Genomic DNA, 20,995 nt, shown 5'->3' with positions numbered 1-20,995 from the left:
TTTTCCGCTGTCGCACTCTACATGAGTGCGTGGATTGAAATCTGCTCCAAGACGCCGGGCTGCATGATGTATCACAGGTCGCACTCTACATGAGTGCGTGGATTGAAATTCAAATTGCAGGAGCGGCTATGTCTTTTGCGGCTAGTCGCACTCTACATGAGTGCGTGGATTGAAATAAGAACTGATCGCAGGAGGGAGGGCACCTTAATGTGTCGCACTCTACATGATGCGTGGATTGAAATAATCTGCGGCAGTTCCTAAGCGGTCGGACGTTGTGGTCGCACTCTACATGAGTGCGTGGATTGAAATTTTATCCTCTACAAGCAGCAGCTCGCCTCTATCATGTCCCACTCTACTTGAGTGCGACGCTTTGATTTTCAACACGCCCAGGCCATCCAGGCCGCTGCGCAAGCTCTTTCACTAAATCCCTTACCAACGACACGTATAACGGAGAGTGCAGAATCGATCTGGAGAAGCGGAGCGTTCGCCTTTATCCCCAGATTTCCCCCTTTGTAAAAATTTCAAGAAATCTGGGGATAACAGCGATTGGAAGATGATTCTGCACTCGGAGTGGCCCACGTGTGTGGAAGACGATTCTGCACTCGGAAAGGTCCACGTGTGTGGAAAATGACTCCGCACTTGAAGTGGACTACGTGCCTGATCCCTCAACGTACTTGACTCATCTGCGCTCTATGTGCTTGAGCCATCTACATGCTCGGAGTATTCCTCCATGCACTCTCTCCATGGCTGCGGAATGTACATGTACGTACCCCAAAACAAAAACAAGCCCGCACTCCCCTTCCAAGAAGTGCGGACCCATCCTAACAACCATATGCAGCATCCCAGCGAAAGAATCCATCCTCCACTTAAACGAAATCTCCCGCTAAGGCACTCGTTCCCAGCACTACGATCACCTGTGACTTAAGGCTGCACCATCCGATATGCCTGAATACGATCCAGATACAGACGGCTCTCCGAATTCACCCAGAACGTGCCGACCACATCCGGGTTATCCACGAAGGCCTGCTGCTCCACGACCTGCTCCCCATCCACATACAGGGAATACTGCTGCGCAGGTACATCCAGCTCCACGCGCAGACGGTGCCATTCTCCCGCCTTCCAGTCGACCTGCTCCAACAGGATCGTCTCCTTGGCAGGCGTGATGTAGCTTAATCCATCCTTATTCAGCTGGAGGCGAACAGCAGATTTGCCACCCGGCAGATTAAGCAGCTGAATCAAATGCTTGCCTGCATCGGAGGCCGAAGCAGCAATCGGAACCATCACATCCGCCTCCAGGATCAGCTTGTCAGCATGAGCCTGAAAACGCTTGGTGAGCGTGGCCAGATCAATCGCACTGCTCTGCATGAGCAAGCCGTTGCCTCGCTCCTCATCATTCGCCAGATCAGGAAGCTCGGTCACTCGGACATAAGCATCCTCCTTGCCCGGATAAGGAGGGTATACCGTGTATCCGGCTGGCGGACTATTCGCCGGGGTCGTGTCAAAGTTATCCTTCACCGTATACTGCTTGGCTATAGTACCTGGAACGGCAGCAGACTTGGCGACCGAAGGCAGAGTATCCCCAGCCGGATTCGTAGCTATAATTCGATAGTAATATACGCTGCCAGCTTCCACAGTCGTATCTGTATAGCTCGTGTCTGTGACACTCGGAGCAATTACCGAATATGGCCCGCTCTCCACCAGACTACGCTCTACTTGATAGCCGCTAGCCCCTTCAGACGTCTGCCATTTCAGTTCTATGCCTTCTGCCTTACCATGGGCTTCAAGCTCTTGGACAATTGCAGGAATTGACTCCAGATTGCTGACAGCGACCTCAGCGAAACGGCCCCATCCGTAATTGTAAATATCGTTATTGATGAGCGCTCCATCGGCTGCGAGCCCTACATAGATCGTCTCCGGCCAGTCAGCAATATCCACCGTGCCCACCAATGTCCAATCATTCCCGTATTGAGACAGATAGCCATACACAATCCCGTCCAGTCTGACCAGCTTAATATAGCCTGGCGCCAGGAAGTCCTCAATCTGTCGTGAAGCGGCCTCCCCTCCCTGCTGGGTACGCTCCCAGAAGCGGGCTACATGTCCGTACTTGACCAGCGACTGGGTCAGCGTTACCATGCGGGCATCCGGGTCCAGGCTGCTGCGCATCATAATTCCGGCCTGGGACTCATTATCCACACGGCCCACCTCGTTGATACGCGCCACAATCTGTCCATCGTCAGCCAGCGTCTGGTACACATAGTGGAAGGAATCCCGTGTCTTATCCACCAGCACCGGATCATCCGTTCCTCCAATGCGACCGCCACTGCGGAGAGTAATGACTCCATCCTTTTCCGATGCATGACCAGGAATCTTCGCCGAGCCGATGTCCACCGACATCCACGGACTGGACACCTCTTGCGGATGAACCACATAGAGCGGGTGCACAGGACTATCCGCTGCAACCCCCTGCGTGTCGTAGGCTCTAGCTGTAATCCAATAGGTCCCATCCTCTGGAGATTCCCAGGTGAGTTCATAAGGAGCTGCTGTCGCTTCTCCGAGCTTCACGTCATTGGCGTAGAATTCCACTCTTTGGATAGCTGACTGACTCATGCTTGCCGTAGCATTTAGCACCACAGGCTCGCCAGCCTCCACCAGCTCTCCATGCTCAGGAGCCACGAGCTTCACCTCTGGGTTCGATGGCGTGTAATCTGCGACAAGCTCATTCAGGTACATTTCCAGATACGTGTACCCCTCAGGGCCAATCTGCTGCGAATCACTTGCATCCTTCGGATCAAGGGCATTCGTCAGCTCCCAATCATCCGGAATGCCATCCCCATCACTGTCTACCAATGCCGATGTCACTTCAGGCAGAGCCGGGAATCCACCTGCCTCATCCTGAGAATTGGACAGTCGTCCACCGCGCTCACGCACCTCCTGAATCACCCTGGCATCCATGGAATCACGGGCAGGGTAAGTGGCTCCAGCTTCGTCCAGTACTCTCTCATAAGCCTGAGTAGCTGATTCCGCCGTGTACGCATACGGCATCTCAACAGGCTCGCTTCGCTTGGCTACCTCCGGCACATCACCGATGACACCAAGCCAGTTATCCTCCGCAATCTCGGGATAGCCATCCACAATATTGTCAGCGATGAACCACTGACTATCCTTGGAAGGTGTGTCCCGTAGAAGGGCGCGTTTCGTGCGGTCCGTATCCGGTCCATATTTGTAATAGTTCCCTACGATGTTGCCCAGTGCACGCTCACCGCCATACGTGCTCATGAACTGCCAATTGTAGATAATGTTATTGCGAAAATCGATAATATTGTCCTGCTCTCCCCCAAAACGCGGGTTGCGGCTCGCATTGTGAGCAATGAGATTGTGATGGAAGGTGGTATTTTTACCGCCCCATATGCCACCGTATCCATGTCTGCCCTTGGAATGATTGGACATCAGCATACTTTCGGAGATGATGGACCATTGCACCGTTAGGTTCTCCATTTGGTAAGGGGACAGCACCTCATCTACCGAATGGCTGAAGGAGCAGTGATCCAGAATGACATTTTTCCGCTTGCGGGCACCGAAGGCATCCTCTTCCGAGAAGAAGTTATCGCCCAGTCGAAAGCGCATATAACGGATGATCACATTATCACCCTGCAGCGACGTGTCATAATCCAGTACAGCAATTCCGTTACCAGGCGCACTCTGGCCTGCGATCGTCAGATTCGAGCCCGTAATCTGGAGCCTGGACTTCAGATGAATATTGCCACCCACCTTGAATACGATAATTCGATCACTGCCAGATACGGCATCCCGGAATGAGCCCGGACCCGAATCATTCAGATTCGTAACCTCATAGACTTCACCGAAACGGCCGCCTGTCGTATACATCCCGCCACCCTCAGCACCAGGAAAAGCCGGAATACGCGTTGGCTCCGCCGCACTGGCTGTCCGGCCATCTCCCATAGGCACCAGCGCCGTAGCCCCGACGACAAAGGCAAGTAACACTAAGCATAATTTGGACTTCAACATATCTTCCTCCTACACTTGAAAATAACGCTCAACAGCTTCGTTGAGAATGAAGAAAAGAAGGATCATCATTTCCCGAATACTTACAATTGAATCAGCATATCGACTTGATGACATTTATCTAGGGTCCCAGCCATCGCTTCCGCCCAGCACAGATTGAATGGTGATCGCAGAGGCTTGTGCAGACGTAAGTATATCCGACCAGCCTACACGGTTACGGTCATTCCAGCCGGGACCTGAGTTATTGAATTCAGCGTAGCGTGCAGTGGCTTCATTGGCAGCGTTGCCCCAGTTATGCCAGCCCTCAGGACGAATATGCTTATCCATCCAATTGTTCATGAAGATAACCGCACTATATGGACGCCATGGACGGCCAAGGTGGACAGAATGGTCGCCTGTGCCAGAGCGCGTGATGCGACTATTCATAATTACATAGCCATACTCAGAGGTCGGCTCTGTGGAGGCAGCTGTAATGTATCCGTTTCCAAGACTGCGAATCTCGCAATTATCGAACACCGCTGTGGCCCGCCCGAAGATAAAATCTACCGTCCCTTCGATATAGCTATTCTTGTAATATTGCCGTCCTCCATTAGAATAAAGTGTATCCTGGAAGCCGAGTACACGGATATTCTCGAACCGGGAACGATCACCCGAGACGTAGAGGGCGACGGCTTGACCTGCATTGCGTCCGGCTGTATTCTGGAAGGTAATATTTTTGGCCTGAAAATGATTGGCCCGTACAGACGTGCTCGCGCTGTTCGTTGTACTGCCTGAGCTGCTGTTCGTGTCGTTATAGGTCAGAATCGTATTATGGGCATTCTCCCCGATCAGGGTAATGTTCGTCTTGGAGGTCGGAATGAATATCTTCTCTTCATAGACCCCAGGTTTCACGTAGATTATTCGCTCCGAGCTGTTACCATCAGGAATGGAATTGACTGCCGCCTGAACACTGGTAAACTGGCCTCCTCCATTCTTGTCAACCACGATTGTAGGTGCCGTCGCCGTAGTGCTCACCAGCTCACTGACAGATTGCTCGGCCTGCATGGAGGGAGCGAAGCCTGTCAGCCCCGTAATCAACAGAGTGCTTGCCAGAAGAACCTTGAAGCTGCGTGAGGTTTGCCTAAATCCCAAATTCGTCATTTTACACATCCCCTTCCCTTTTACAAGGCATATTTTCAATTTTTTCACATTCCAGACAATAACAATTATAGTACGGTGATGGATAGAAAAGTTTTGATTTCATGCTTTGTATGCGCTATCATTTTATTGTTGTTGCGCATTTTCCAATCCATTCTTAGGAGGGGATCACCCGTGGCAAAATTACCAGAGATCAAGTTCTCGCTCGCAGAGGACAGCTTCTTCATTCAGTACAAGATGAGCGAGGCTTATTCCAATATGAAGAATCCGCATGCACATACCTTTTACGAGATTTTCTACGTGCTGAGCGGCGCAAAAACCTATACCATCCAAGGCACCACCATAGAGGTCAACAAAGGAGACCTGGTCTTCATTCCTCCTGAGCAAATGCACCAGACCTTCAGCTTCGCACCCGTTCACTGTGAGCGCATTTTGATCAATTTCTCCCAGCATTTTGTGGATGCTGAGCTGGTGCGTGCTTCCTTCGAGCGTCGATACCAGCAAGAATCGCGGCCCGTCGTCCGCTTCGATATGAATGAACAGACTGCGGTCGAGCACCTACTCGGCAATATGCTGCATGAAGCCAAGGTCCGCGAGCCCGGTAATACGGAGCTGGTTCGTGCGCTGCTGCTGGAGCTGCTCATTCGAATTCACCGACTGGAGCTGCGCAAGCCGCATCCCCCTGCCGTGGAGCCTGAAGGGCATCCGCTGCGAGATAAAATCCTGGAAATCGCCGATTACATAACCATGCATTACGACCAGCCCCATAGCCTTAACCATCTGGCCCAATCCTTTTACATCAGCCCATCTCACCTGAGCAGAAGCTTCAAACAGATTACTGGCGTATCCTTTCGAGAATATCTCCAAAACATTCGCATTCGTGAGGCCCAGAATATGCTGAGGGATACCGATATTCCTATTCAGGCGATTGGGGAGCGAGCAGGGTTCGCCAATGCGCCCAACTTTAACGTGGTGTTCAAGAAATGCACGGGACACACGCCAGGTCAATATCGCAGGCTGACTTCGATGTAGTTCAATAAGACTGGACAAAAAAAGAACAAGCTCTTCCCGGGCATACACGTCGGGATTGAGCTTGCTCAGTTAGTATAGCTCTATTTTCTTGTTCATTTTAAAAAATGCTATGAGAGTCAATAAGAATTCCACGTGGATCATGCGGTTCTTTCTTTAATTGTTATCCTTGCGGTGGATCCTTCAAGATCGATAACGGCTGACCACAGTGATTGCAGTATCTGGATTCCCTCGCTACAACCTTGCCACACACGCATATGCGTTCACCCTTTAGCCGTGCCAGCTGCCATTCCAGGGCTTCAATCTCCCGATCCAGCTTCTGCACCGTCTGTGTGTAGGCCGCCACCTTCTCCAGCGGAGCATTGGCCCCTCCCGTCACATAAGCCTGATAGACCAGCTCTCCCAGCTTGGCGAATTGGTGTGTTCGGTCTTTACGCTTCAATGTGATCTGCGTGCTTAGCCTCGTCGTTTCTACCGTCTGGTTAGCCTTATCCTTGACCTGATTCATGCCCGTCTTCATTTTGTTCAGAAAATTACTCATCGTCATCCTCCTTCACAAGTTGACTGTACAGGAACCCTCTTTCAGATGTGTATGCGACACGTTCAGACTCAATGCTCTGCGCCCTTCAGCTATCTGCCTTACATTTGGCTTAATATAATGGTGACCAGAAAATAAACCAACACCCCCGAGAGGAATATCCATATCCACTTCTTGCTGTTCATAATCTTGGCCTCACTCCTATTCATGATGGTCATGATGGTGAAATCTGATGGTGAAATCGCTAGTAACTTGACCAGATCAATTGTGAATGTAGAACCACTGTGCCCTAGCCACTACACTCTCCCGATCATTCGACATGAAATCAGATTGGAGATAGGGATTAGTGTAGCTCGTACTTAAGATGGTACTGCTTGAACCTATGCTGTAGCCCGATACGTTCCAGTAGCTCTGGCTGTACATACTCATGATTCCAGCTTAATGCGGTGTCGCCGTATCGCTCTCCAAGGAGCGCCAGCAACGACCTGAGCAACAGTTCATCCGCTGGACGTTGAAGCTGTAGCTGATGGACAGCAACTCCCCCACTGGAATGCTTCAAACTTATTGTACCGATGGGTTCATTGGACTTCAGCAGAATCAGCAGCTCCCGATCCGGTGTCTGCTCTCGTCTGGCCTGCCACGGAATTCGCTCATCCTCAGTCTGCCAGACTCCCTCTTCAGCTTCATCCTGCACCGTTATAGACAGTAGCCGTTGTCTTGGTGGAGTCGTGTGCTCCAGCCTGTCAGTTAGCTCAGTCTGGCTCCATTTACTCGGTTCATGACGCTGCCCAGAGGCGAGCTCGCCTTGAAAATAATGCAGCTCCGTCAGCCTGTGGTAGCCGAGACGCTCATACAGCGCTATAGCACCAGGATTATCTGCCAGTACCTCCAGATACATCGAGCGAACATCCTGTACCCGACAATAATGAATGGCAGCCTCCATCAGGCTACGAGCTATCCCTTTCCCCCGGTAAGCTGGTAGCACGGCAAGTCCTCCGCACCATGCAGATTGACCGTCTGCTGAGATGGCTTGAAGACAAATGCCGACGAAGCGCCCCTCCTCCATAGCCACGAAGGAAGCAGCTGGTGTGAGCTGTAATACTCGCATTCGCTCTGTAAAGGCCTGCTCACTCATCGTTACAGGTACAATATAGTCCTGAAAAGCTGCATTCCATAGCTCAACCATCTCAGATGTACTGCATGTGTTCAGACACTCAATTCTCACATTACATCCTCCTTCATTTTCAAGATGGCCCCGACGGTCTGCTTTATTTAAATATGATGTTAGCACAAATCACCTAGATATTCACAATGAGTAGCCTGACTACGAATCAGCAGTCTCTTAGCATCCATGAGAAGATTCGCGGTAGGTTACGCATCCTTCTCCTGAAGCGCCGTATTCCAATCCACCTGATAAGGACCCGACGGATCCGCCTTCAGCCTCGTATAGATCTGCTTGCGATAGACTAATTCCGATTTTGCATCCTCGGGACTCTCACCAGACCAATACTGATAGCCCAGCAAATAGTTATGCACAAGCTGATCCCAAGAAACGAACTGCTCCTGCAGACGAGCGCTGGCCTCAATGCTGATTTCCATCGACCGTTCGTAGCTCAGGAACCCAGCAACATAAGACCAACTGGCGATTTGGGTGGCCCGGCACAAGTCCCACGCCAGAATTCCCTGCTCGGGATTATCTGTATTCACCTCTTCCAGCATGTCGTACAGCTCCAGTAACTGTGTCTCATCAGACGTCAGACTCCCCTTCGCCTTCAGCTCTTGCCGGAACTTCATCACTTCCTCCCTACTGTCTTGATATTCTTGTAAAAGGTCCATGAACTCCTTGTTGTGTCCTTCTGTCATCAGCCACTCAATGGTGGATTCCGCACTGGCGGTATCGGTAATATTCCAGCTGTCCTTCAGAGCTACCTCCATGCTCATATTGTTCAGGAAAGAGCGCTTCAACCCTCCGTATATGGATGTATCCATATCATTGCTTGTCGTGATGAGCGCGTAGGTGGCGTTAATGAACCTCACTGTATCTGAATTTGTATCCTTCTTAACTCCATCTTTAGCATCACCGCCGCTGTTCGGGCTGACTTCTTGAGACGGTCCTAGAGCCACATTCGTATCGCTCGTCTGAGCCGATGCACAGCCACTAATCAACAAGGTAATAATTGCTAGTACTGTCACCATTCTGAGCCATAGGTATTTTCGTTGCACCATTTTCCACTCCAATCCGTATAGTTAACCGAAGATGTTCATCGGCTACTTGGAGCGGGCAGTGAAGATGGCAGAGGATAATTAGGACCTGTATCTAACTCTATTTCATAATTATGTATACTTATGCATGTATATTTTGAGAGTATAGTTTAGAGCATCGTCATCGCCAGTTGAATAAGAATTGGGAGTACGGATAGGGTTATGAAGCCGTGGAATCGGGTACTATTTGCTACACGCCTTAGGGTTATAATTCCATGAAAGAGGTGACTGTGTCATGAAACGATTGCGTACCGTGTTATGGACAGGTAGACCCCATCTAAGGATATTTATTGGATTGATCTGTGTGTTGATGATCCTGCTGCTAACCGCTTGCTCCAGAACAGAACAGCCTTCACCTGATCATCAGCCGAATCCAGCTCCAGAAGTAACTCCGCAGGAGCCCACAGATTCAGGGACACCAGAAGGTAATGATACCGAACAGCAAACTCCACCACAATCGGAGCCTTCCGGACAGCCTGGCAAAGCGCCTGCACAGCCTGGCCCGGACCCTGCTGAGCTGAATCCCGAAGCCTTCGAGGCTGGAGTTCACATTGACTGGGGTAGCATCCAAGACCCGCTTATGGACCAAGACATGCTGAGCGTGCTCCAACAATTCACCGAGGCCGTAGCCACAGGTGACAAAGCTACCTTTGAACAGTTATTTCCACGGTATAAAGATCAGGATTACGGCAGCTTCGCAGCATTATTGGAGCAGCCTGATCGGTATCGCTTCGTGCAGGTCGGCACCGTGATTCAAGAGCACCAGCGAAGAATCGTTCCGATCGACGGCATTGCCAATGATGAATTGCTGGGCATTCGTGAGTTCAGCAACAATCTATATATGGAGCAAAATACCAAGGGACAGTGGCAGATCGTGTCCATTGACTAGATGTTGACGCATGAGCTAAACATTGATGCTTGACTATATGTTGATACATGAACTAAATATTGACGCACAGGGCTATCCTGCCAGCCTAAACATCCGTTACTATGCGCACATTTCCTGCATTAGCTTTTCTGGAATAAAGTGTATAATGGACCTATTACTTAGCTTTACTCAAACATTATATTGAAATGAACCAGGCATAAAAGGCAACTGGCTTAATGGAGGAAATGAATGAAAAAGTATGTGCTTTTTGTAATGATGTTCTTGCTGCTGTTCACGGCGGCCACGCCTGCCATGGCGAAGCAGGTTCCCGAGAGCTGGGGGGCTGTGACGGACCGGGGAGGCTTTTTCACGAAGCAAGAGGTCGAGCTATTAGCCAAAGAGGCGAAAAAAGGACCTCTTCAATTCCGAATTATTACCTTTGATTCTCTGGCTGGCGAGGACCCCGCGGCATATGCCACCAGAATCTATAAAGCCTGGAAGTTGGATAGTAATGATGTCATTCTACTCATGTCCAAGAAAGACCGCCGGATCGAGCTGAATTTTCACAATGACGAGCTCCGGAAGGAGCTGGACCAGCTTGCGAAGAAGAAGGGCTGGATCAGCAACTCACAGCCTTCCAGCTTGACGGCCTTTCTGAATAAGCATTTTATTCCCTCAGCCAAAGCCAATCAATTCGCTAAGGGAGTAACACAGACAATGACTGAGCTAAATCGCCTGTATCCTGCTGAGCAAAAGAATGCCGCCAAAGATACAGGTGCCACCGATGTGGCAGGCTCAACTGGCAGTAGTTCAGCTGGGGAGAAGCAGCCCGGCTCGGGTGCAGCCTCAGGGGCTGGTGAGCCTGGCTTCCTGTCCGCCTTAGCTAACGGGGATGGTGGCCAGTTGTTCTGGAATTTCCCGACAGAGCAGCTGATCTACCTTGCACTCATGCTGGTGTTCCTGGCCCTGTTGGCTCTGCTGCTCTACATTCTCTATTGTAATTTCCGATGGGAGCGAGTACGCAAGCGGATTCCCTCACTAATCGCCGAGGCCAATCAACAGCTGTCCATTCTCGACTCCTATGATGCATCGCAGGGACATACGCTGGCCGTCGTTCAGCGTCTGAAGAATGGATTACACAGCGAGGTACACACGCTCAGTGACAGACAGCAGGCCGAGGGGCGCTCGATCCCCATGTACAAGTTCAAACTTCTGCTGGAGCAGCGCAAGGCGCTTCATCTCATCCTGAACGATCATAAGGAGCGTATCCAGCAATGGAGCGGTGAGGTCCGGCAGCTTCAAGAGACGGACCGGCTGATGCACGAGCGTATGGTTCAATTGGTCGAAGAGCTCGATGAGCAGAAGCATATACTAGCCGCGCTTCTCGCAGCTCATCAGTTGCCGTTGACACAGCTCGTGGAACGCTACAACAGCCTGAACGAATCCATTCAGGACACCGGACGCCTCAAGACTCATGACCCGCTTAAGGCCTATGAGCAATCTGAGGGAGCTCAAGAGCTTCTCGCATCACTCCGGCAGCATCTCACGATCGTGCCCGATTATGTTGCCAAGCATCAACGCTTTCCGGGAGAGATACAGGCGGTACGGCTGGAGATCGAGCAGCTGACCCTGCTTCAGCAGCTGGAGGCAGCCATTACCCGCTTGAATCCATATGAGGATCTTGAGCAGGCGCTGGCTCTGAACGAGCATATGTATGCTTCCCTGGAGCATGGCCATATGGAAGATGTATTGAGCCTGACACAAAGAATGGATGAACTGAAGGAGCGTGCCTCTTCTACAGCTGAGCGGCAGGTTGAGTATCAGCGCAAGAACAAGGCGGACATGCCCAAGCTGCTTGCTGAGCAACCCCAGCTGGCCTCCAAGCTACAAAGCATGAATAACCAGTTCTACCTCATTCAGAAACAATACGCTGAGCATCATTGGGCGGAGACCTGCAATCAGCTGGAGCAGGCCATCATGAAGATAGAGCAGCTACCTGAGAAGGTAGCCGAGGCTGAGCAATTGACAGAGCCGCACAGACAGCAGCTTGATGAGGCTCGGGCCATATTAGATGAACAGCTGAAGGCACTCGACTCCGCACGTACCCTGTTGGGGCAGGCGGCTCAGCTCATTAAAGAACTGGAGCAGCGGCACCAAAAGGCCAAATCATACTATAAGGATGCCTGGAAGGAATATCAGATTGCTCGTAAAATCATTGCGAAGGAGCTTCCTGTAGTCCGATGGAAGCATAACATCCAATTCATAGAAGAGCATTACCAATCCGTCACAGCAATGCTTCAGCAAGAGATCATAGACCTTGATCAGATCGAGCAGGTGCTCAGGCCGTTGGTCGATCAGGTTCACCAGCTGCGCAGCGAGATTCATAACAAGGTAAAAGAGAAGAAAGAGGCCATGCAGCGTTGGAATCAGCTGACTCGCCATTTCAATGATATTCATAACCGTGCATCCAGAACAGCTGGGCTGTCAGGCTATTATCTACAGCAGTATCAGATCATTCGACACGATACGTTGGCACTGCTGGAGAAAGCGGACTTCGAGCACGCCATGTCTCGCATGTCAGCACTCCAACCTCTGATTAGTCAGATGAATCAGGAATATAGCCGTTGGCAGCGGGCAAGAAATGCTGAAAGGCAAGCCAAATTAGCCCGTCAGCGAAGGGAAGCCGAGCTTCGTAGACAGCATCATAATCATCATAACAATCACCATCATCATAATCAGTCCAGTAGTAGCTGGAGTAGTTCCAATTCCTATGTGGATTCATCATCAAGCTCCTCAAGTAGCAGCTACTCATCTGATAGCAGTGATTCCTCCAACCGGGGCGGTCACTCCTCAGGTGGGTCTAACTGGTAGCTGCATAGATGTAGGCAAGGGTCCGCGGCATACGTCGAACCATGACTTCACTCCAGAAGGTGAAGCCGTTCGACTGTTATGCAGGCGGGCCCTTGACTTTTCATCAGAGTGATCTCAAGTCTTCATCGACCTATAACTTCAACTTTCGACCTCCAAGACCGATATATGTTACTGTAATGTAATATTTGTCGGTATTTGCCGAACAATCATGCCGCAGCAGCCATTCCGTCTCGTAAGAGCTCGCTGGTAAACACTCGGCATATTTGCCCGGAGGACACTACAATGAACAAAAAAAGAAGAACTCGTCTTCACCTGCCCCTTGTTATTTTGATTGCTGTTGGACTGTACTTCTACGAGAAAATGTATGTGCAATTCCCTGATCCTGAGCCGTCCGTAAGCTCCCCATTGGAGGCCGACGTCATGCTGGAATTCCCGGCGGACAAATACCCGGAGACCGGACAGCATATTCAGGACGCCATTGCTTCCGGAGCCTCACCTGTATGCACTATTAATCGGGAGATGGCTGAACAGAATCGTGCAGAATCACTAGCTGGCGTTCCCACCAAGAAAGGCTACGACCGGGATGAATGGCCGATGGCCATGTGCTCTGAGGGAGGCAAGGGCGCTCATATTGAATACATAGCTCCCAAGGATAATCGCGGAGCAGGAGCCTGGGTAGGCAATCAGTTAGAGGAATATCCCGATGGAACCCGAGTGCAATTCATCGTGAAATAAGGTACAGCTCCGTTCAGAAGGAAGATTGGACACCATCTGTTATACTAGTAGAGATGTCTGCTGCTCTCCTGTACATGGACCTATATGAACTTATATGGACCAATATGAGCTTAAATAGAACTGTGTAGATCTATGAGCTTCCTTTAAAGGTCTGGAGCAAAGGGATAAGGGCAGGAATACATACAACGTGCTCACTTTACAACGGAAAGCAGGGAATGGGTTATGTCTGAACAAAAAATCATATTTTTCGATATCGACGGAACATTGCTGGATCATAACAAGAATCTTCCGGCCTCAGCGAAAGCCGCGGTGCTGGAGCTGAAGCAACGAGGGCATGAGGTGGCCATCGCCACTGGGCGAGCACCCTTTATGTTCGAGGAGCTACGTGAAGAACTGGACATCGACTCCTATGTCAGCTTCAATGGTCAATATGTTGTGCTGCGTGGTGAGGTCATTCATACACATCCATTGAATCCAGTAAGGCTACAAACACTGACCGAAATGGCGCTGCAGCACAATCATGCGATGGTCTATCTTAGCAGTGATGATATGAAGACTACGGTCCCGAATGATGATTTCGTAGAGACCAGCATGAAGACACTGAAGCTCAAGCTAAGCCCCGGTCATGATCCGCTCTATCATCAAGGCCGTGACATTTATCAAGCACTGTTGATGTGTCAGGCACATGAAGAAGTGCTATACGAGAGCGTGTGTGATGCGTTCCAGTTCATCCGCTGGCATCCGAACTCAATGGACGTTATCCCCGCAGGAGGCTCCAAGGCAGCCGGCATTGCCAAAATGATCGCTAAGCTCGGCATCGCTCCTGAACATCAGTATGCCTTCGGCGACGCGCTGAATGATCTTGAGATGCTACAAATGATTCCGAATAGCATCGCTATGGGCAATGCTATGCCAGAAGCGAAGGCTGCTGCCAAGTTCGTGACTACGTCGGTGGACGAGGATGGAATTCGGCACGGCCTGCAAATGATGGGGCTGCTGTAGAGAAGGATATCTCGAATGAGATGCTGCCTTAGAGCCTGTTCTCCTTATTACTTGAGTAAGGGGACAGGCTTTTGGCATATATGACTACCCTATGATTCGTTCTGCTTGTAAATGGTGGTTTATCTTCATGGATTCATGGTTCTAACTGATACATATGATTTCATCCATGAATAGTTGATTTTTTAAGGAAACTACTTACAATAAGCAGTATACTGCCAGACCAGTTACATGCGCCTCTATTCAGCGCAGACAATGCCCGAGTAACCCAATTACCCGCTGGCACTTCAGCCGCGGGGACACTTGCTTACAGCACATTATCTGGAGGTAACAGCATGGAAACTGAAGGATTACGCAACGTGGAACAACTAGCCTTAAAGAAGTACAAGATTTTCAAGCAAAGCAAAATTCGTTATCTGTCACGCTCGATGCTTGCCAGCATGTTCATCGGCTTCGGGGTAATCGTCGCTTTCAAGACAGGGAATTTCTTCTATATGGAGCAGTCTCCCTTTACCTACCCCATGGCCGCCATTACGTTCGGTGCTGCCATTATCCTCATCGCTTACGGGGGAGGAGACCTGTTCACAGGCAATACCTTTTATTACACGTATGCAGCCCTTCGCAAGAAGCTACGCTGGCTGGAGGTCATTAAGCTATGGATTACCAGCTATGTCGGTAATTTGCTCGGTGCCGGGGTGTTCGCCCTGCTGATTCTGCTGACAGGACTGTTCGAGCCTGCCAACGTGAATGGCTTCCTGCTCAGCGTCGTTGAGCATAAGATGGAGGCACCGACGATGCAGCTATTCTTCCGTGCCATCCTGTGTAACTGGCTCGTCTGCCTGGCCTTCTTCATTCCGATGTTCATGAAGGAGAATGGCGCCAAGATGTTCGCCATGATGCTGTTCGTCTTCTGCTTCTTCATCTCTGGCTATGAACACAGCATCGCGAATATGTGTACATTCGCTATTGCTCTGGTGCTGAACCATCCGGGCACGATCTCCATCGAGGGAGTTATTCACAACCTCGTTCCCGTCACGCTCGGCAATCTCGTTGGCGGAGTGCTCCTGATGGGTGTCATGTATTACACCGTGAATCGCCCATTTCTGGACGAAGCAGAGCATTGAGCCACTGATCTCAGAGCAACAAGCAACATAACTAACAAAAGTCCGGAGAGCGATTCACGCCTCCGGACTTTTGTGTCATGGTAAGAAGCTCAGCTTGATTGTACTCTTTTTCTGCATGCTTATAATCGAGTTGCCTATTATGTATTGCTGGGATGAAAGTATACTGAGCATTGTGATTCGATTCTTTTTTATAGAAATACATGCGTTCAGGCTCGTCTTAATAATAGAAATAATTAAAGGAGACAAGCGGATAACCGCCTGCCTCCTTTAATTATTTCTATTCCAATCTGACGGGTAACTTTTTAGCCCATTACACTATGCCTTGTTCAATCATCAGAGGGGATATAACAAAGGGCTATAATTCTAGAGCTGAACCGCCGTTGTCTTTCCTTCTTTACGCTTCTTGGCGTATTCTGCCGTAGCGGTAAAGAGGACATCCGAGGATGAATTCAGTGACGTCTCAAAAGAATCTTGCAATACTCCAATGATAAAGCCAACCCCAACGACTTGCATCGCGATATCATTCGAAATGCCGAACAAGTTGCATGCCAAAGGAATAAGCAGAAGAGACCCGCCGGCTACACCCGAGGCGCCCGTAGCGGATATAGCGGCTAAGATACTTAGAATCAGTGCTGTACCAAAATCCACCTGAATACCCAACGTATGAACCGCCGCCAGAGTTAAGACAGATATTGTAACGGCTGCTCCCGCCATATTAATGGTTGCGCCTAATGGAATAGATACCGAATACGTATCTTTGTCCAGTCCTAATTTCTCGCATAATCTCATATTGACTGGAATGTTCGCCGCAGAGCTTCGTGTAAAGAATGCCGTAATCCCACTTTCTTTTAGGCACTGAAACACGAGCGGATACGGATTTTGACGAATATTCAGATACACGATTAAAGGATTGACCACCAATGCCGTAAATAACATACATCCAATTAGAACGGAGAGTAATTTGCCGTAATCGAGCAAAGACGAAAGTCCACTCGTTGTAATAGAGTCAAAAATAAGGCCCATAATCCCGAACGGCGCGAACTGGATAACCCACTTGACGATTTTTGATACGGCATCCGAAAATTGAGTGATCAGGCTTTTAGTGTTATCGCTGGAGCCTTTTAGAGCAACACCAAGTAGGATCGCCCATGCAAGAATACCGATATAGTTGGCGTTCATTAGAGCACTTACTGGATTATCAACAAACTGAAACAACAAGCCTTTTAGAACCTCGACTATGCCCTCAGGCGGAGTCATATCTTGTGTGCCCGATACCAGCGTCAATCTAACCGGAAATATAAAACTTGCCGCGACCGATAACAGCCCAGCCAGAAAGGTACTTAGAACGTAAAGAACAATAATCCTTTTCATATTGGTCTGTCTGCCCTTTTTATGGTTGGTTATAGCAGCCATCACCAAAAGTAGCACTAATACCGGGGCAACCGCCTTTAATGCTGACACAAATAAGGAGCCCAATAACACAATACCAGTTGCACCTGGAGCAACCAGGGCCAAGACAATCCCCACGATAATTCCCAGTAAAATACGTTTGATAAGACTTATTCGGTTCCACTTCAATAATGCCGTTCTCATCTTATTCCTCCGGACTCAAAATAGAAATGCCAACCAACACCTCGACACTGTAATGTGGCATAGCGTTAGTTTATCATAGAAACTACCCTCTTTGTGAAAATGGGAAATTTTTATACTCGTATTCTAAATTCCGCTTCCCCAACGCCTTAGCCTGCTCCTGATCATCAAACGTAATTTCTTTCAGTTCGCATAATTAAAGGAGACAGGCGAATATTCGCTTGTCTCCTTTAATGATTTGTACTCCAATCTCATGAGTAACTTTTTGGCTCATTACATTCTGTCTAAGTTTAACCATAAGGTGTCAGCATAATCCCTGAACTCTAAGGTGTATAAATGGCTGGCTGTGGAGGCGACTCCATCCCCTCACCCAGATAAAAGCCTGTATGTGGAGGCTGATTATAGGCTACATTTTGCCAGGCTATACTTAGTCGATAGACGGGATCATGCATAAGCGTGTAAAAACGATGCTCCGTCTCATACGGTGTAGAGTAGATTCGCAGGGCCGAATTATCCGCTGTTCGCCAGATAACTTCCTCTCGCCAGTCGCCAAAGAGATCCGCCTGCAGAGCTGGTGTACCCTTGGTGCCATTATTAGATAACGTTCCATCCGCGTTCAGCAGCAGCACTGGCGACTCATTGATATAGTCCCATTTCTCAATCTTGCCGACGCCTGTCTCGTTGTTGCTAGATCGGGTATGGTCCAGCAGCTCACGCAGCAGATCTCCATCCCACCAAATGCCAAAGTTCCTGGACGAAGGGGATGTGCTGCTAATCAGCTCTCCTGTAGCGGTGCGCAAGCCTACATTTCCCGATGCCCACTGCTCCGCTCCCTTATAGCGAGGGTCGATGTCTGCGGACATGCCGCGTCCGGTATCCACCCCGGTGTGCACTCCCCACAGAATCTCACCCGTCTGCGGATCGTACATGGCTGCTCCATATTTGCCGTTTCGATCCTCATTCACCTTGAAGACCTCTAGGCCTGGACGATCCGGGTTCAGATCGCCAACATGAAGGGCGTCCCCGTGTCCCATTTTGGTATTCACCAGGAGGGTACCATCGTCGTCCACGACCATGGAGCCATAGATGATCTCATCCCTGCCGTCGTTATCCACATCGGCTACGCTCAGACTGTGATTGCCCTGTCCTGCGGTCCCCGCATTCGCCGGAGCATTGCTGTCAAATATCCATCTTCGTGTGAGCTCTCCATCACGCCAATCGTAGGCGACCAGGACAGAACGCGTATAATATCCTCGTGCCATGACGATACTGGGGCGAGTTCCATCCAGATAAGCTACACCTGCCAAGAACCGGTCCACGCGGTTACCATAGTTATCTCCCCATGAGGATACACTGCCTCTTGGCGGCTCGTAGTCTATTGTAGTCAAGGCTTGTCCTGTATCCCCGTCGAACACGGTCAAATACTCTGGTCCACTTAACACATAACCTGCAGAATTGCGATAATCCGCCGTGGCATTCCCAATGACCTGACCGACTCCATCAATCGTGCCATCTCCGGTCTTGCTGACAATCTCTGCCCGTCCATCCCCATCAAAATCGTAGACCAGAAATTGAGTGTAATGCGCACCGGCACGAATATTGCGTCCCAGATTAATTCTCCATTTCAAGGTTCCATCCAATTGATAGGCATCCAGATAGACAGGTCCGGTGTGGCCTGATTGCGAATTATCCTTCGAGTTGGAAGGGTCCCACTTCAGCACAATCTCATATTTCCCGTCTCCATCCAGATCCCCCACACTCGCGTCATTGGCATTATAGGTATAGACTACACCATCGGGCGTCGTTCCTCCTGCTGGCTGCTGGATGGGCACATCCATGTAGGTATCGTTCCATACCATCGCTGGGGATGATTCTGCTTGTGGCTCGCCGTTAAGAATTGCCTTGATGGTGTACTCAGAAGAGGTCGTACCCGATGTGTCCAAAAAGTTGGTCGATGCCGTAATCGGTGCCTCATTGATCTTGAGGCTATCCCGGTAGACATCATAACTGACATGGGCAGGCTCCGTGCCCAGCATTCGCCAGCTTACCAGCATTCCACCCTCTACTGGTACAGCGATGGCACCTCGGTCAAGCTGCTCCATCTGTCTAGGTGCCGCAGCAGCCATACTTGATTCTCCACCAGAATACATCCCAGCAAGCACCATACTGCCAATAGCAGCGAGGGCTACGTTACGACATGTTCGTCTCCATGTTCCCATAATGCTCCTCCTTACCGATTTGGATTTGCTGTGCCTGTTCGACTTGGGTAGCTTAGACTGGAACAAATTTACATACTCATTATATGATAACGCTTACATTTTTGGGAAGACGAGCCACCTTTGCTTTTTGTTCAAAAATCCGGTCAAACACTTCACAAATCAGATTTCTCCTCTCACTAACTAAGTACTCCCTCTCATGATCCGAAAATAGCTACAGAAAATATGCACTGAAAATACTAACCGAAAGCATGTCCTAATGACTTATACATGCTATCATCTAAAAAAAACAGCCTCTCCCATTAGGAAGATCGGCTGCGGGTATTGTACACTATAATCAGTCTTCATATCGTCTATCATCATCGGCAATGGATTGGATATCCTCTGCACTGATGCTCATATATACATAGCCATCCTTCTCCTGCTTTTTCAACGCAGCCTCCTTCATGAACCGGGGGCTGGCGGGGCCGGCGTCCTCATCATAAATAAGCAGAATTCCGTCCGTTTTTCGCAGAAGCAGCTCATCTCTGGCCTTGTATTGCCAGATTCCCTGATACGGCTGATTACTGACCAGCCCATAATAGTCAACTTGCTCCACAAGACGCTGGTAGTACTCCTTGCGCTCTTCCTTCCACTTCTCATCTGTAGGCTGATGCGCAGCCAGAATAGAACACTTCACGTGTGGGTATTCCTCTCTGAGCGCTAGCACCGCCTCACATGCCCACAGATCCACTCCATATTGGCCAGGGGTAATCACCCATTCCAGCCCCTCTTCGATGAGCGGAATAAGCTTGCCCGTGATCGCCTTCTGGATATAGGCAATGCCCTCATGCTGCTGATTGAAAATATTCAATTCATGGGCGCGATACCCGGTTACGAGCAGATTTTTCATAGTAATGCCTGTCACCAACCTTTAACACAACCTCTGTATGGGCTGCACGATATCTCTGTGCTGATCTTGCGCTGCGTCGACTTCTGAGCTCAGACCCGGGCATTTCCCCTGATCCTTTTGATCCTCTCGATCTCCGTGGCCTAGCGGCAGGACAACCGGGAGCATCTGTAGGCAGGAGCAGTAGAGGTGGGGCAGGGGTACCCTCTCTTAGATGGGTTGTCACCGTCTCAGGGAGCGATCTACGTCGCATATGCTTATAGTACGGAGACAGCTTGTGCAGCGTCGTCAGCAGCTTCACCCGGTAGGTCAATGATGGGAACGGCCACTGCTTCATAAGCCATTCGAGCCGCTGAAGTGCGTCGTCAGGATGCATCCAGGCCATGCTCCCATAGCTAAGCGCATCACGTTCTGGATACACAAGATGCTCCACGACCTGCGATGCAGGTGTGCTCTCTCCTGTAGTGCCAAGCCCCACTCGGACACAGGCAGAATGCAAGCCGTCCAATACCTCTAGAATCGTTGCCAGCCGGTAGCCGAACAAAATGTACTCTTGTCTTCCGATACTCTCCCGTCGTGCATATACCTGCTCAGCCAGCTCGGACAAGACCAGCAGCATTCCGCTCAGCGGCTCCGGGGGTACAGGTGCATGCTTACGCATCAGGCAGTTCATCTCCCTTCCCTTGGATGAGCTTCCCCTCGTGTACCACTTAC

At 50.0% G+C, this 20,995-nt stretch carries 15 protein-coding genes; 6 read left to right on the top strand and 9 right to left on the bottom strand.

Annotated elements, in window-relative coordinates:
* Positions 1–921: 921 nt before the first annotated feature.
* Both MKX74_RS04395 and MKX74_RS04390 read right to left on the bottom strand, forming a co-directional pair.
* Positions 922–4,026 (bottom strand): Ig-like domain-containing protein, encoded by a 3,105-nt coding sequence (locus MKX74_RS04395; RefSeq protein ID WP_341177612.1) that lies wholly within the window; start codon positions 4,024–4,026, stop codon positions 922–924.
* Between the two features lie 114 nt (positions 4,027–4,140).
* A complete protein-coding gene (locus MKX74_RS04390; RefSeq protein ID WP_445667249.1) occupies positions 4,141–5,163 on the bottom strand; it encodes a pectinesterase family protein in 1,023 nt (340 codons plus the stop codon).
* Between the two features lie 171 nt (positions 5,164–5,334).
* Between MKX74_RS04390 and MKX74_RS04385 the strand changes: the two genes are divergently transcribed.
* Positions 5,335–6,192 (top strand): AraC family transcriptional regulator, encoded by an 858-nt coding sequence (locus MKX74_RS04385; protein WP_341177611.1) that lies wholly within the window; start codon positions 5,335–5,337, stop codon positions 6,190–6,192.
* A gap of 160 nt (positions 6,193–6,352) precedes the next feature.
* Here MKX74_RS04385 and MKX74_RS04380 read toward each other — a convergent pair whose 3' ends face one another.
* The 3 genes from MKX74_RS04380 to MKX74_RS04370 all read right to left on the bottom strand — a co-directional run bounded on the left by MKX74_RS04380 (position 6,353) and on the right by MKX74_RS04370 (position 8,923).
* Complete coding sequence (locus MKX74_RS04380; protein WP_018885215.1) at positions 6,353–6,730, bottom strand: hypothetical protein; 378 nt, start codon at positions 6,728–6,730, stop codon at positions 6,353–6,355.
* A gap of 340 nt (positions 6,731–7,070) precedes the next feature.
* Positions 7,071–7,952, bottom strand: a complete 882-nt coding sequence (locus MKX74_RS04375) for a GNAT family N-acetyltransferase (protein WP_341177610.1) — start codon at positions 7,950–7,952, stop codon at positions 7,071–7,073.
* A gap of 146 nt (positions 7,953–8,098) precedes the next feature.
* Entirely contained in the window at positions 8,099–8,923 is an 825-nt protein-coding gene (locus tag MKX74_RS04370; protein ID WP_341177609.1) for a DUF1266 domain-containing protein, read from the bottom strand.
* Between the two features lie 301 nt (positions 8,924–9,224).
* On the opposite strand from MKX74_RS04370, the gene MKX74_RS04365 reads away from it, so the two are divergent.
* From MKX74_RS04365 to MKX74_RS04345, 5 genes are all read left to right on the top strand, one after another.
* Positions 9,225–9,878 carry a hypothetical protein gene (locus MKX74_RS04365; protein WP_341177608.1) on the top strand — a complete coding sequence of 218 codons (654 nt, stop codon included), beginning with the start codon at positions 9,225–9,227 and terminating at the stop codon, positions 9,876–9,878.
* A 228-nt stretch (positions 9,879–10,106) separates the two neighbouring features.
* Positions 10,107–12,728 (top strand): TPM domain-containing protein, encoded by a 2,622-nt coding sequence (locus MKX74_RS04360; protein ID WP_341177607.1) that lies wholly within the window; start codon positions 10,107–10,109, stop codon positions 12,726–12,728.
* A 360-nt stretch (positions 12,729–13,088) separates the two neighbouring features.
* Entirely contained in the window at positions 13,089–13,463 is a 375-nt protein-coding gene (locus MKX74_RS04355; RefSeq protein WP_154659042.1) for a NucA/NucB deoxyribonuclease domain-containing protein, read from the top strand.
* A gap of 222 nt (positions 13,464–13,685) precedes the next feature.
* Positions 13,686–14,465: a Cof-type HAD-IIB family hydrolase gene (locus tag MKX74_RS04350; protein ID WP_018885221.1), complete on the top strand. Its 780-nt coding sequence runs from the start codon at positions 13,686–13,688 to the stop codon at positions 14,463–14,465.
* A gap of 332 nt (positions 14,466–14,797) precedes the next feature.
* The gene (locus MKX74_RS04345; RefSeq protein ID WP_018885222.1) at positions 14,798–15,586 is read left to right on the top strand and encodes a formate/nitrite transporter family protein; all 789 of its coding nucleotides are present in this window, start codon (positions 14,798–14,800) and stop codon (positions 15,584–15,586) included.
* Between the two features lie 363 nt (positions 15,587–15,949).
* Here the strand turns inward: MKX74_RS04345 and sstT are convergent, their stop codons facing one another.
* From sstT to MKX74_RS04325, 4 genes are all read right to left on the bottom strand, one after another.
* A complete protein-coding gene (gene sstT / locus MKX74_RS04340; RefSeq protein WP_018885224.1) occupies positions 15,950–17,179 on the bottom strand; it encodes a serine/threonine transporter SstT in 1,230 nt (409 codons plus the stop codon).
* A 320-nt stretch (positions 17,180–17,499) separates the two neighbouring features.
* Positions 17,500–19,395 carry a rhamnogalacturonan lyase family protein gene (locus MKX74_RS04335; RefSeq protein ID WP_018885225.1) on the bottom strand — a complete coding sequence of 632 codons (1,896 nt, stop codon included), beginning with the start codon at positions 19,393–19,395 and terminating at the stop codon, positions 17,500–17,502.
* A gap of 334 nt (positions 19,396–19,729) precedes the next feature.
* Positions 19,730–20,284, bottom strand: a complete 555-nt coding sequence (locus MKX74_RS04330) for an SLOG family protein (protein WP_018885226.1) — start codon at positions 20,282–20,284, stop codon at positions 19,730–19,732.
* Positions 20,247–20,954, bottom strand: a complete 708-nt coding sequence (locus MKX74_RS04325) for a hypothetical protein (protein ID WP_341177606.1) — start codon at positions 20,952–20,954, stop codon at positions 20,247–20,249. Before MKX74_RS04325 ends, MKX74_RS04330 begins: the two co-directional genes overlap by 38 nt.
* Positions 20,955–20,995 lie beyond the last annotated feature (41 nt).

This window comes from Paenibacillus sp. FSL K6-1230 (assembly GCF_038002385.1).
GTDB lineage: Bacteria > Bacillota > Bacilli > Paenibacillales > Paenibacillaceae > Paenibacillus > Paenibacillus massiliensis.
The sequence above is the reverse complement of the archived record's forward strand: the minus strand, read 5'-3'. Positions and strand labels throughout refer to the sequence as shown.